Annotated in this window: 10 protein-coding genes; 9 read left to right on the forward strand and 1 reads right to left on the reverse strand. The window is 57.7% G+C overall.

Going from position 1 to position 13204, the window contains the following annotated elements; translation table 11 throughout:
- Positions 1-42 precede the first annotated feature (42 nt).
- The 9 genes from Y5S_RS11245 to Y5S_RS11285 all read left to right on the forward strand — a co-directional run bounded on the left by Y5S_RS11245 (position 43) and on the right by Y5S_RS11285 (position 11912).
- Entirely contained in the window at positions 43-2322 is a 2280-nt protein-coding gene (locus Y5S_RS11245; RefSeq protein WP_035233183.1) for an LPS-assembly protein LptD, read from the forward strand.
- Positions 2315-3640: a peptidylprolyl isomerase gene (locus Y5S_RS11250; protein WP_035233048.1), complete on the forward strand. Its 1326-nt coding sequence runs from the start codon at positions 2315-2317 to the stop codon at positions 3638-3640. The genes Y5S_RS11245 and Y5S_RS11250 overlap by 8 nt, the downstream gene beginning before the upstream one ends.
- A gap of 47 nt (positions 3641-3687) precedes the next feature.
- Positions 3688-4689: a 4-hydroxythreonine-4-phosphate dehydrogenase PdxA gene (pdxA, locus tag Y5S_RS11255; protein WP_035233049.1), complete on the forward strand. Its 1002-nt coding sequence runs from the start codon at positions 3688-3690 to the stop codon at positions 4687-4689.
- Complete coding sequence (rsmA, locus tag Y5S_RS11260; RefSeq protein WP_035233050.1) at positions 4682-5470, forward strand: 16S rRNA (adenine(1518)-N(6)/adenine(1519)-N(6))-dimethyltransferase RsmA; 789 nt, start codon at positions 4682-4684, stop codon at positions 5468-5470. Before pdxA ends, rsmA begins: the two co-directional genes overlap by 8 nt.
- A 28-nt stretch (positions 5471-5498) precedes the next feature.
- Positions 5499-5885 carry a Co2+/Mg2+ efflux protein ApaG gene (apaG, locus tag Y5S_RS11265; RefSeq protein ID WP_035233051.1) on the forward strand — a complete coding sequence of 129 codons (387 nt, stop codon included), beginning with the start codon at positions 5499-5501 and terminating at the stop codon, positions 5883-5885.
- Positions 5886-5938: 53 nt separating this feature from the next.
- Positions 5939-6745, forward strand: a complete 807-nt coding sequence (locus Y5S_RS11270; protein ID WP_035233052.1) for a symmetrical bis(5'-nucleosyl)-tetraphosphatase — start codon at positions 5939-5941, stop codon at positions 6743-6745.
- A 282-nt stretch (positions 6746-7027) separates the two neighbouring features.
- Positions 7028-8950 (forward strand): PrkA family serine protein kinase, encoded by a 1923-nt coding sequence (locus Y5S_RS11275; protein WP_035233053.1) that lies wholly within the window; start codon positions 7028-7030, stop codon positions 8948-8950.
- A gap of 164 nt (positions 8951-9114) precedes the next feature.
- Complete coding sequence (locus Y5S_RS11280; RefSeq protein ID WP_035233054.1) at positions 9115-10398, forward strand: YeaH/YhbH family protein; 1284 nt, start codon at positions 9115-9117, stop codon at positions 10396-10398.
- Complete coding sequence (locus Y5S_RS11285) at positions 10395-11912, forward strand: SpoVR family protein (protein WP_035233055.1); 1518 nt, start codon at positions 10395-10397, stop codon at positions 11910-11912. The genes Y5S_RS11280 and Y5S_RS11285 overlap by 4 nt, the downstream gene beginning before the upstream one ends.
- A gap of 43 nt (positions 11913-11955) precedes the next feature.
- Here Y5S_RS11285 and Y5S_RS11290 read toward each other — a convergent pair whose 3' ends face one another.
- A complete protein-coding gene (locus Y5S_RS11290; RefSeq protein ID WP_035233056.1) occupies positions 11956-12879 on the reverse strand; it encodes a DMT family transporter in 924 nt (307 codons plus the stop codon).
- Between the last annotated feature and the right edge of the window lie 325 nt (positions 12880-13204).

The following is a 13204-nucleotide window of genomic DNA, read 5'->3' on the forward strand; positions in this document are numbered from 1 at the left end:
CGTGCGGTGCAAAACGGCCTTTTTACCTGTTCTGAGCAGCTGATGCCACTGCCCACACAACGAATTCTACTACCCGTCCTGCTGATGCTGGCCGGGGCCAGTGCCGCGGATAACGACCTTAACTGGGTTGACCGCGAAGAAATGGCCACGTTCCCGCCGGTGCAGCAACGCATCCTGCCGGACTGGTGTGGCGGCATGTATTACAACCCCAGTGTAGGCCTGCCCGTTGAGGGTAGCGATACTGTGGTAACCGCCGATTACTCGACCCTGACCCAGGACGGCCTGATCTCACTGGATGGCGATGTCCAGATCGAACAGCCTGGGCGCCGGATTACCACCGACAGCGCCCGGCTGGACCAGTCTACCGGGAAATACGAGCTGGAAAGCGGCATGCGCCTGGAAAGCGACCAGGCCACCTTTATTGCCGACAACATGAGCGGCCAGACACGCCGCCGGGAAGGTACCCTGCAGGGTGTTCGTTACTCCCTGTTCGACATCTCCTCCCGTGGCAGCGCCGACTACATCACCATCCAGGACAACACCACCACTATCACCAATGGCAGCTATACCACCTGTGCTCCCGGTTCCAACGGCTGGTCGCTGCATGGCAAGCGCATCTTCCTAGATCGCGACAAGGGCTGGGGGGAAGCCGAGAATGTGGTGCTCAAGGTAAAAAGCACCCCGGTGTTCTGGCTGCCGTGGATCACCTTCCCTATTGATGATCGGCGCAAGACCGGCCTGCTGTTCCCCACCATCAGCATTGGCGATGCCAACGGACTGGATATTTCCCAGCCGGTTTATATCAATATCCATCCACAGATGGATGCCACCCTGGCGCCCCGCTACATTGACGGGCGAGGCAGCGGCATTGATTCCGAGTTCCGCTATCTCACACCGCTGGGTAAGGGCGACATCAGCTACGGAATTCTCTTCAGCGACCGCAAGTTCGACGATGAGGACCGCGAGGTGGCCCGCTGGACCCATGACGGCAACGTGGGCCGCTGGAACCTGAAAACCGACTTCAACTACGTCTCCGACGACTTCTATTTCAAGGATCTGGATACCGGGTTGGAGATCAGCTCCCAGACCCACCTGCCACGCCTGGCCGAGGCCCGTTATTACGGCCGTACCTGGCAGGTGCTGGGGAGGATGCAATCCTGGCAGACCATCGACCCCACCCTGGCCGATGAAGACCTGCCCTACCGCCGCCTGCCCCAATTGCAGCTTTCCGGCGATCCCACCCTGTATGGGCCGTTAAAGGGGCTCTGGCTCTCGGATTTCACCGCCTTCGACCGCAGCAGTACCGATGACAGCGGCAAGGCAACGGGACTGCGCGGCCATATGGCCCCTGCGCTCAGCCTGCGTATGCAGAATACCTGGGGCTATCTGGAACCCCGTGGCCGCGTCTACCACACCCGTTATCAGCTGGACGACGTGCCCGCAGGTGAAGAAGAAAGCCCGGAACTGACTACCTGGGGCGCCAGCGTGGATACCGGCCTGACCTTCGAGCGCCCGGGCAACTGGTTCGGTACCAGTTACACCCAGACCCTGGAGCCGCGCCTGTTTTTCAACAAGGTAGCCTATGAAGATCAGAGCGAGCTGCCCAACTTCGACAGCCGCGAGCTGACCTTCTCCTATAATGCCCTGTTTCGCGAAAACCGCTTTATCGGCTATGACCGGATTGGTGATGAGGAGAAGCTGGCCCTCGGTCTGACCAGCCGCTTCCTGCATGACGCCTCCGGGCGTGAACAACTCCGTCTGCGGGTAGCCCAGGGTTTCTATTTCGATGACCGCAGGGTACTGACAGACGACCCTCTGGAAGACCCCACCGATGACCAGACCCCGCTGGTGGGGGACGCCCGGTGGAACTTTGCCAGCGATTGGTACCTCTACACTGAAGCGCAGTGGGATCTGGAAGAGAATGAGCGCGAGCGCTCCAATTTCCAGATTGGCTACAACGATCGCGAGCGGCGGGTGTTCAACGTGGGCTACCATGACCGCCCCGCCGACGATATTCAGGAATCGGAGATCAGCGCGATTCTTCCGGTCCACCGGCACTGGCGCGTAGTCGGCCGCTGGATGTATGACCTGGAAAACAAACGCACACTGGAAACCATGGCCGGTGCGGAATACCGCAACTGCTGCTGGAAACTGCGCCTGCTTAGCCAGCGCGAGCTCACCGATGAAGACGGTGACGGCGATCTGGAAGGCGACAGTACTATCTGGTTCCAGATTCAGATGATTGGCCTGGGTGGCTTTGGCGGGCAGGTGGATTCCCTGCTGGAACGCAGCATCCCGGGATACAGGAGAGAATATGAATAACGGAACGCTGCCCGCTTCACGCAGCACGCTTCACACTCGCCCCCTGCGGGGCCTGTTGATGATTGTCGCTCTGTGCCTGCCATTGCTGGGCCAGGCCAAAGTGGAGATGCTCGACCGGATTGTGGCGGTGGTGAACGATGGCGCCATCATGGCCAGTGAGCTGGATGAGCGCATCAATATGATTGCGCTGCAATTCCAGGAAAAAGGCCAGCAGCTGCCTCCCCCGGCGATTATGCGCGAGCAGGTCTTGGACCGGATGATTCTGGAACGCCTGCAGCTGCAACTGGCCAAACGGGGCGGCATCAAGGTGGACGAGGCCTCCCTGAACCAGGCCCTGGCCGGCATCGCACGGCAGAACAACATGACCCTGGAAGGCTTCGCCGATGCCCTGCAGCAAGACGGCTATGACTGGCCCCAGTTTCGCGAGCAGATCCGTGAAGACATGATCATCTCACGCCTGCAGCAGCGCAGTGTGGCGTCCCGGATTCGGGTTACCGACCGGGAAGTGAACCGCTTCCTGGAATCGGAAATGGGCAAGCAGATGTTCGAGGAAGATTTTCACCTCGGCCATATTCTGGTGCGTGTGCCTGCCGGAGCCAGCCCGGAAGAAGTGCAAGCGGCCACCAGCAAGACCAACGATATCGAGACGCGTCTGAAACAGGGCGAAGATTTCAACCAACTGGCCACCTCGCTTTCCGATGGTCCCAAAGCCCTTGAAGGCGGCGATCTCGGATGGCGGCCGGCCGCTCAATGGCCCACCCTGTTCTCTGAAGCGGCACTGGGCCTTGAAAAAGGCGAGATTTCTGCTCCCATCCGCTCTGGTGCCGGCTTCCATATTCTCAAAATGATGGATCGCCGTGGCGGAGCCGAGAAAGTGGTCACCCAGTATCAGGTACGCCATATCCTGATTAAATCGGACGCCCTCACCAGCAGCGAGCAAGCCCAGCAACAGGCCACCCGCCTGCATGATGAGATTGCCGATGGCAGCGCCAACTTCGCCACCCTGGCGGCCGAATATTCCGATGACCCAGGCAGCGCCCGTAATGGCGGCGAACTGGGCTGGGTCAGCCGTGGCGAGATGGTCCCCGAATTCGAGGAAATGATGCTCAACACCCCGCAGGGTGAGCTATCGCCAGTGTTCGAAACCCAGTTTGGCTGGCATTTCCTGCGCGTGGACGCCATGCGTGACGCGGACATGAGTGAAGAATTCCGCCGCATGCAGGCCATGCAGGCCCTGCAGAAACGCCGCTTCGAGGAAGAGCTGGAAACCTGGGTACAGGAACAGCGCAGCGAAGCCTATGTGGATATCAGGCTGTGATGCTGACAAGCCACATACAACACGCAACACTCCACGGGTAACCCGCCATGCTTTCCCCTGTTGCGGTGACTTGTGGCGATCCGGCCGGTATTGGTCCGGATCTGGTGCTGAGCCTGCCGACCACCTTCCCTGGCAAGCCGTTGGTGGCCATTGGCGATCACCAGGTGCTCACACAACGTGCCACCCAGCTTGGGCTTAGCGTCACGCTGGCCAACTGGAAACCCGGCCAGCCTGTTCCTTCTGGCAGCCTTGCAGTGTGGGACACCCCGGCAGGAGCCCCGGTGACCGCTGGCCAGCCGGACCCGACCACCGCTGAAGGCACCGTGACCATGCTCAAGCGTGCCGCCCAAGGCTGTCTGGATGGCACCTTTTCCGCCATGGTCACCGCGCCGGTCGCGAAGAATATTATCTGTGACGGCGCGGACCCGGCCTTCACCGGCCACACCGAGTTTCTGGCAGAACAGGCCGGCGTGGATCAAGTGGTGATGATGCTGACAGCCTCACCCGGTGGCGAGCCACTCCGCGTGGCCCTGGCGACCACTCACCTTCCCCTGGGCCAGGTGCCGGCGGCCATCACCGCAGACAGCCTGATCCGCACCCTGACCATCCTGCGCGACGATCTGGTCAGCAAGTACCGCATTGCCACCCCGCGCATCATGGTGCTGGGGCTGAACCCCCATGCCGGCGAAGGCGGGCATCTGGGCCGGGAAGAACTGGATGTGATTATTCCCACCCTGGAGCGGTTGCGTGGGCAGGGCTTTGATCTCACCGGCCCGCTCCCCGCCGACACCGCCTTTCAGCCCCATCTGCTGGCGCAGCACGACGCCGTGCTGGCCATGTACCACGATCAGGGACTCCCGGTGCTCAAGTACGCCGGTTTCGGCGAAGCCATCAACATCACTCTGGGGCTGCCCTTTATTCGCACCTCGGTAGACCACGGCACCGCTTTCGAGCTGGCTGGCACAGGCAAGGCCAAGGCCGGCAGCCTGATCGCCGCCACCCGTCTGGCACTGGATCTGGCCGCCCCACAGGACTCACAAGATGACTGAACATCGCACCCGCAAACGCTTCGGCCAGCATTTCCTGCACGACCGCAATCTGGTGGATCGCATGATCCGCACGCTGGGGTTGCAACAGGGAGACACGCTGGTCGAAATCGGTCCCGGGCGAGGCGCCCTGACCTACCCGCTGCTGGAGGAAATCCCCCACTTGCATGTGGTGGAACTGGATCGTGATCTGATCACCCTGCTGCGCCAGGAAAACACCCCGGATCGGCTCACCATTCACGAGTCCGATGCACTGAAATTCGATTTCCGCAGTCTCAAGCCAGCGGACAAGCCCCTGCGGGTGATCGGCAACCTGCCGTACAATATTTCCACCCCGCTGATCTTCCACCTGCTGGCCCAATCAGACGCCATCAGCGACATGACTTTCATGTTGCAGAAAGAAGTGGTGGATCGACTTACCGCCAGCCCCGGTACCCGTGACTGGGGCCGTCTGTCGATCATGGTCCAATACCACTGCCAGGCGGATTACCTGTTTTTTGTGCCCCCCGGCGCATTCAGCCCCCCACCCAAGGTGGATTCTGCGGTGGTGCGACTGATTCCCCATGCCAGCCCGCCCCACCCCGCTGACGACGAAGACCATCTTCGCCGCCTGGTTGCCCAGGCGTTCACGCAACGGCGCAAGGCGATCCGCAATAGTTTAAAATCCATGGTGAGTCTTGAGCAGTTCGAACAAGCCGGCATTGATGCCGGCCTGCGTCCGGATCAGCTCAGCGTGGCCGACTACGTCGCACTGGCCAATATCAGCCGCCCCGAGGGCGAGTAATGACACCAACAAGGGAGACACAACGCGCATGACCACCCCCGACCCACGCCACAATATCCGGGTCACCGTGGCCACTGAATACCTTGCCGATCAAAGCGATGAGGCAGGTCAGCGCTGGGTGTTTGCCTATCACATCACCATTCGCAACGAAGGCAGTGTCAGCGCCCGTCTGCTCACCCGTCACTGGGTGATCACCGATGGTGAAGAACGGGTGCAGGAAGTCCACGGGGAAGGCGTGATCGGTGAGCAACCCCACATCGCCCCCGGGCAGACGTTCGAATATACCAGCGGCGCCATCCTGGAAACCGAAGTGGGCAGCATGCGCGGCAGTTATCAGATGATCGGCGAAGATGGCATTCATTTTGACGCAGAAATCCCGGCTTTCACCCTTGCCCCGCCCCATGCATTGCACTAAACCCCGCACGCAACACGCGGCCTGCAGCACGCTCACCACCGGGGAGGCGTGGCGTGGCTGATTACGCTATTGGGGATCTGCAGGGGTGTCTGGAAGCCTTTGATTGTCTTCTGAAAAAGATCGATTTCAATCCGGATCGGGATCGGCTTTATCTGGCCGGCGATCTGGTCAATCGCGGCCCTGATTCTCTCGGCACCTTGCGCCGCGTGTACCAGTTAAGAGACAACGTGCAGAGCGTGCTGGGCAACCATGACTTGCACCTGCTTGCGGTGGCCCACGGGGCGACCCGCAGCAAACGCAAGGACACCCTGGCTGAGATCCTTGATGCACCAGATCGTGAGGCCCTGCTGGGCTGGTTACGCCGGTGCCCATTACTCATTGATCTGCCCTCCCACAATGCCACCCTGACCCATGCTGGCATTCCGCCACTGTGGACACTGGAGCAAGCACGCCGCTACGCCCACGAAGTCGAAACGGTGCTCAATGACCACCGCTGCGGGGACTACTTTGCCCACATGTATGGCAACCAGCCTGCAGGCTGGGATGAAAGCCTTACCGGGCCAGACCGCTGGCGGGTCATCACCAACCATTTCACCCGTATGCGCTTTGTGGATAGCAATGGTGCGCTGGACCTGACCACCAAGGGGGAAGCCGATGCGCCCCCCAGCGGCTTTATGCCCTGGTTCAAACATCCCCACCGCAAGGATACAGATACCCGCCTGCTGTTCGGCCACTGGGCAGCACTGGAGGGGCAAACCGGTATCGAAAAGGTAAACGCACTCGATACCGGGTGTGTATGGGGCGGAAGCCTTACTGCATTACGGCTGGATGATCTGGCACACATCCACTGCGACTGCTAAAAACGTTTTCTCGCCTTTTCTCGCCAATGACACACCAGCACCAGGCCAATTCCGCGTCTGGCGCGACATCCCTACACTTCATCCTTTTTTTTGCGAAAATGTTTTCGCTTCCCTTTGACTTGTTCTGTTGTTTGGTTACATCCTAAAGCTGTACGGTGATACAGACAGGCCTTATCAGCAGCGTACTTTTTCCATTCATTTGCACGTTATTTTCACTAACAAGGAATCACCCTGAATGTAGTTGAGTTGTGACAATTTTTGGTTCCGCAGGAGGAAGCCGGCATGAGCATTATCCGCCACTACCAGGACCGTTTCGATGCGACGCAGCAGGAAGAAATGTCGCTGGAGGAATACCTGGATTTGTGCAAACGCGACCCCAGCGCCTACGCCACTGCACCCGAGCGTATGTTGATGGCCATTGGCGAACCGGAAATGGTCGACACTTCGCAAGACCCGCGCATGTCACGCATCTTCTCCAACAAGGTGATTCGCCGTTACCCCGCCTTCGATGAGTTTTACGGCCTCGAAGAAGTCATCGAAAACATCGTCAGTTATTTCCGTCATGCCGCTCAAGGCCTGGAAGAGAAGAAACAGATCCTTTATCTGCTTGGCCCGGTTGGTGGCGGGAAATCATCACTGGCTGAAAAACTGAAAGCCCTGATGCAGAAAGTCCCCTTCTATGCCCTCAAGGGATCACCGGTAAACGACTCTCCCCTTTCCCTGTTTGACGCAGAGGAAGATGGGCCGATCCTGGAAGAGGAATACGGCATCCCGCGACGCTATATCCGCACCATCATGTCTCCGTGGGCAGTAAAACGGCTTAACGAATTCGGCGGTGATCTCAGCCAGTTCCGGGTTGTGAAACGCTACCCGTCTATCCTTGATCAAATTGCTGTGGCCAAAACCGAACCCGGTGACGAAAACAACCAGGATATTTCTGCACTGGTCGGCAAGGTGGATATCCGCAAGCTGGAAGATTTCGCCCAGGATGACCCCGACGCCTATGCTTACTCTGGCGGTCTGTGCCGAGCTAACCAGGGCATCCTGGAATTTGTAGAAATGTTCAAGGCGCCTATCAAGGTTCTGCACCCCTTGTTGACCGCCACCCAGGAAGGCAACTACAACGGCACCGAACACCTTGGTGCCATCCCCTATGACGGCATTGTGCTGGCCCACTCCAACGAAGCCGAGTGGCATACCTTCAGGAACAACAAGAACAACGAAGCCTTTATCGACCGGGTCTATATCGTCAAGGTGCCCTACTGCCTGCGCGTCACAGAAGAGGTACTGATCTATGACAAGCTGTTGAGAAACTCCAGCTTGCGTGATGCCCAATGTGCGCCGGATACCCTGCACATGCTGGCCCAGTTCTCCATTCTTACTCGCCTCAAGGAGCCGGAAAATTCCAGCATCTATTCCAAGATGCGGGTGTACGATGGCGAGAATCTGAAAGATGTGGACCCCCACGCCAAGTCAATGCAGGAATACCGGGATATGGCAGGGGTGGATGAAGGCATGAACGGGCTCTCTACGCGCTTTGCCTTCAAAATTCTTTCCAAGGTTTTCAACTATGATCATGCCGAAGTGGCGGCCAACCCGGTACATCTGATCCATGTGCTCGAGCAGCGCATCGAACAGGAACAGTTCCCCCAGGAACGCTCCGATCAGTACCGTCGGTTTATCAAGGAATATCTGGTCCCACGTTACGTCGAGTTTATTGGCAAGGAAATTCAGACCGCTTACCTGGAATCCTATTCCGAGTACGGCCAGAACATTTTCGACCGTTATGTGACCTACGCCGACTTCTGGATCCAGGATCAGGAATTCCGCGACCCGGATACCGGTGAGATCTTCGATCGTCAGGCGCTGAACGAGGATCTGGAAAAGATCGAAAAGCCAGCAGGCATTTCCAACCCCAAAGACTTCCGCAACGAAGTGGTCAACTTTGTGCTGCGGGCACGGGCCAATAACCATGGCAAGAACCCGACCTGGCTGAGCTACCAGAAGCTGCGCGACGTGATTGAGAAGAAAATGTTCTCCAACACAGAAGACCTGCTGCCAGTGATTTCCTTCAATGCCAAGGGCAGCGACGACGACCAGCGCAAGCACAACAACTTCGTGCAACGCATGGTGTCACGCGGCTATACCGAAAAGCAGGTACGGCTGTTGTCGGAATGGTATCTGCGGGTGAGAAAGGCACAGTAACAAGTTGAAAGTTTCAAGATGCAACGCGGGCAGGCGTGGCAGTTTTTTCGCTTTCCTTGTCCGCACCCATACATAAATCGCGGCGACATAGTCACAGAACCCCGAAACCTGTCCCGCGTTGAAACTTGCAATTTGAAACTTGCCTCTGCTTCCGGAGGAAGCCCATGAGCTACATTATTGACCGTCGCCTGAACGACAAGCACAAGAGCACCGTCAATCGGCAACGGTTCCTGCGTCGCTATCGCAAACATATTCGTGACGCAGTCAACGATGCCGTCAATCGCCGTTCTATTCAGGACATGGAACAGGGCGAGCGCATCAGCATTCCCCAGAAGGACCTTTCCGAGCCCATTTTTCACCATGGCCAGGGCGGGCAACGGAGCATTGTGCACCCCGGCAACCGGGAATTTAACCAGGGCGACCGCTTCAAGCGCCCGGAAGGCGGTGGCGGCCAGGGCTCAGGTGACGGCGATGCCAGCGACCAGGGCGAAGGAGAAGATGAATTTGCTTTCCAGATCGACAAGCAGGAGTTTCTCAACTTCCTGTTTGAAGATCTGGAGTTGCCCAATCTGGTGAAACGACACCTGGAAGGTGCCCAGGTCTTCAAGACCCGCCACGGCGGCATCGTCAGCCAGGGCATGCCGGCCAAGATCAACATCGTCCGTTCCATGCGTCAGGCATCCATGCGCCGGCGCGCCCTGACCGCCGCTACCCGCAAGCGTATTCGCGATCTCAAGAACGAACGTGATGCTCTGCTGAAGGAAGACCAATCCCCCCAGCGGCAGGCCAGACTACAGGAACTGGAAGAACTGATTCTGAAGCTCGAACGTCGTGTCGAACGCATTCCTTATCTTGATACGCTGGATCTGCGCTTCAATCATCATGTCAAAGAACCCGTTCCTGTTAGCCGTGCAGTGATGTTCTGCATCATGGATGTGTCCGGCTCCATGAACCAGAACATGAAAGATCTGGCCAAGCGCTTCTTCCTGCTGCTTTACCTTTTCCTGCAGCGCAACTACGACCAGATCGAAGTGGTCTTCATACGCCACCACACCAGTGCCAAGGAAGTCACTGAAGAGGAGTTTTTCTACTCTCGGGAAACCGGCGGCACCATTGTTTCCAGCGCCCTGAAACTGACCCGTGACATTATCAATGAGCGCTACCCGGTGGATCAGTGGAACATCTATGCCGCCCAGGCCTCCGATGGCGACAACTGGAATGACGACTCCCCCGCCTGCGCCAAACTGATTGAAGAAGAGCTGCTTCCCAAGCTGCAGTATTTCTCTTATGTGGAAGTCATGCCGCGGGCGCATCAGGCACTATGGGATCATTATCAGATGATCATGGAACGCCACCCAGCGGCTTTCTCCATGGCACAGATTGATGAACCGGGAGAGATTTACCCGGTATTCCGGCGCTTGTTCAAGAAGCGTATGGAGGATGCATGACATACCTGTCTGAAGGATCTGACTGGAACTTCGAATTGCTGGCTGACTACGATGCGGCCATCGCCGATCTGGCCCACAACAAGTTTGGCCTGGACACCTATCCCAACCAGATCGAAGTGATCTCGTCTGAACAAATGATGGATGCCTATTCTTCCGTGGGCATGCCGGTGGGCTACAACCACTGGTCTTTCGGCAAGCAATTCGTAGAAGTGGAAGGTCGCTACCGGCGTGGCCAGATGGGGCTTGCCTATGAAATCGTGATCAATTCCGACCCCTGCATTTCCTATTTGATGGAAGAAAACAGTATCACCATGCAAGCGTTGGTGATCGCCCATGCGTGCTATGGCCACAACTCGTTCTTCAAGGGTAACTACCTGTTTCAGACCTGGACCGATGCGTCGTCTATCATCGATTATCTGGTGTTTGCGCGGAACTACATTGCCGACTGCGAACAACGCCATGGCGTCACGGCGGTGGAAGAAACACTGGATTCCTGCCACGCGCTAATGAATTACGGCGTGGATCGCTACAAACGCCCTTCGCCTATTTCGATTGTGGAAGAGCGCAAGCGCCAGCGTGAGCGCGAAGAAATTCTGCAGAAACAAGTCTCTGAACTGTGGCGTACTTTCCCGCAGCTTCAGCCTGCCATCAAGACCCGCGAAGCCCCGACGACCTTCCCGGCAGAACCGCAGGAGAACCTGCTCTATTTCCTGGAGAAGAACGCGCCACTGTTGCAGCCCTGGCAGCGGGAAATCATCCGTATCGTGCGCAAGATGGCACAGTACTTTTACCCGCAACGACAAACCAAAGTAATGAACGAAGGCTGGGCCTGCCTGTGGCACTACACCTTGCTGAATTCACTTTATGACGAAGGCAAGGTAACCGACGGTTTTATGCTCGAGTTCCTGCAGAGCCATAGCCAGGTGATCTACCAGCCACCCTTTGATGCCTCGTTCTACAGTGGCATGAATCCCTACGCCATCGGCTTCAACATGTTCCAGGATATTCGCCGCATCTGTGAAAATCCGGATGACGAGGATCGCGAATGGTTCCCGGAGATTGCCGGCAGTGACTGGCTGGAAACCGTCAAGTTCGCCATGCAGAGCTTCAAGGATGAGAGTTTCATCCAGCAGTTCCTGTCACCGAAGATGATCCGACACTTCAAGCTGTTCCAGATCAGCGATGACGACCGCAATGATTATGTGGAAGTGGGAGCCATCCATAACGAGCAGGGTTATCGTCGGGTGCGGGAATCCCTTGCGGAGCAATACAACCTGAGCATTCAGGAACCGAACATCCAGATTGTCAGTGCCAATATTCAGGGTGATCGCGCCCTGACCTTGCGGCACCAGCGCAGCACTGGCCGACCACTGGATGACAACAGCGCCAGCGAAGTGCTCCGCCATCTGCATCGCCTGTGGCAGTTCGATGTGCATCTGGAAAGTGTAGAGAACGGCAGCGTTATCAAGCGCTACTCGATTCCGCCCGCTCCGGAAGCCAACACCGAAACGTAAGGCGGCCCCATACAGGAAACCGCCTTGCGCTCTTCGTTACTGCCTAAGCCGTTTCGCCAACAGGCAAGCGCTTCAAAGCCTGACGCACCTGATGGTCACCCAGCATGAACAAGCCCAGTGCGACGACAATCAACAACGCCCCTACCAGTACCATTACACCCAAGCTCTCGCCGTTGAGCAGATTTCCCAGCAGCAATGCCAGCACCGGCGTAATCAGCGTCACCAGCGCCACAGTGGCCGCCGGCAAACGGGACAGAATCTGGAAATAGCTGTAGAAGCCCAACAGCGATCCAAGCACCGCCAGATAGACGATGGCAGACAAACCGCGTACGTCGCCGTTCCATTCCAGTTGCTGTCCCGCCAGCACCATGGCCAGTCCATAACACGGCAGAGACAACAGCAAACCGCCTACCGTCTGCTGCATGGGCTTCAGCCCGGCACCGACACGCTGTACAGCGATACCGCTGCCTGCAAACAAGGTCACCGCTGACAGCATCCACAGCACGCCAATGCCCCGTTCACCCAGATCACCACCGGAAAACAGCACCGCCAGGCTATCATCGAACACCAGCATCAAACCGAAGACGCCCATGGCACAGGCGCACCAATGCCAGCCATTCAGCCGCACACTGCCCGGCAGAAACTGCATCATCAGGCCCGACAGCAACGGAGCGAGACCAAAGATCACCGAAACAAGACCTGAAGGAAGGTAAGTGGCCCCCATGTAGCTACACCCCATAGCACCAAAGATGCCCGGCAGGGCCGCCAGATAACTTAGACGGGCACGGGAATGTAGCGGCAGGGGCTGTCGTTTCCACCACAACCAGCCCAGGCCCAGCAGCGCAGCAATCGCCATACGCACGCCGGCCGCCGCCAGCGGCTCCATGGCCTCACCACTCCATTTAATCCCCAGCGGCGTGGTTGCCCACACCGCCACCACGATCAAATACGCTGCCAGGGTTGGCATTTCGTTCTCCTAGGTTTGAGAGGAGCAAGTTGAAAGTTTCAAGTTACAAGGCGCGCCAGAGGCCTGAGCCAAACATCAGCCACCCCAGCCGCGACTCAGGCTCATTGATGAATCGTACTTGGCAGTTTGAGCCCGAATCGCGGTGAAACACGGTCATCAGCTGGCACCTTTCTAGTCCGCGCCTTGCAACTTTCAACTTGTCACTTGCAACTAAAACCGACCTGCAAACCCCTAAAACGAAAAAAGGCCGCAGGTCGGGGACACTGCGGCCTTCTTGCAGAACTGAAACTTTCAGTCACACAGCCGCCGCCCCTGCGCACGCCAT

Origin of the sequence: Alcanivorax nanhaiticus (assembly GCF_000756665.1) — a bacterium.
GTDB classification, from domain to species: Bacteria; Pseudomonadota; Gammaproteobacteria; order Pseudomonadales; family Alcanivoracaceae; genus Alcanivorax; species Alcanivorax nanhaiticus.

What these genes read in the sequence shown, in the direction of transcription:
- pdxA (WP_035233049.1), top strand. Translation starts at nt 3,688, where the DNA reads ATGCTTTCCCCTGTTGCGGTGACTTGTGGCGATCCGGCCGGTATTGGT.
- Y5S_RS11280 (WP_035233054.1), top strand. Translation starts at nt 9,115, where the DNA reads ATGAGCTACATTATTGACCGTCGCCTGAACGACAAGCACAAGAGCACC.
- Y5S_RS11290 (WP_035233056.1), bottom strand. Translation starts at nt 12,879, where the DNA reads ATGCCAACCCTGGCAGCGTATTTGATCGTGGTGGCGGTGTGGGCAACC.
- apaG (WP_035233051.1), top strand. Translation starts at nt 5,499, where the DNA reads ATGACCACCCCCGACCCACGCCACAATATCCGGGTCACCGTGGCCACT.
- Y5S_RS11275 (WP_035233053.1), top strand. Translation starts at nt 7,028, where the DNA reads ATGAGCATTATCCGCCACTACCAGGACCGTTTCGATGCGACGCAGCAG.
- Y5S_RS11245 (WP_035233183.1), top strand. Translation starts at nt 43, where the DNA reads ATGCCACTGCCCACACAACGAATTCTACTACCCGTCCTGCTGATGCTG.
- Y5S_RS11285 (WP_035233055.1), top strand. Translation starts at nt 10,395, where the DNA reads ATGACATACCTGTCTGAAGGATCTGACTGGAACTTCGAATTGCTGGCT.
- rsmA (WP_035233050.1), top strand. Translation starts at nt 4,682, where the DNA reads ATGACTGAACATCGCACCCGCAAACGCTTCGGCCAGCATTTCCTGCAC.
- Y5S_RS11250 (WP_035233048.1), top strand. Translation starts at nt 2,315, where the DNA reads ATGAATAACGGAACGCTGCCCGCTTCACGCAGCACGCTTCACACTCGC.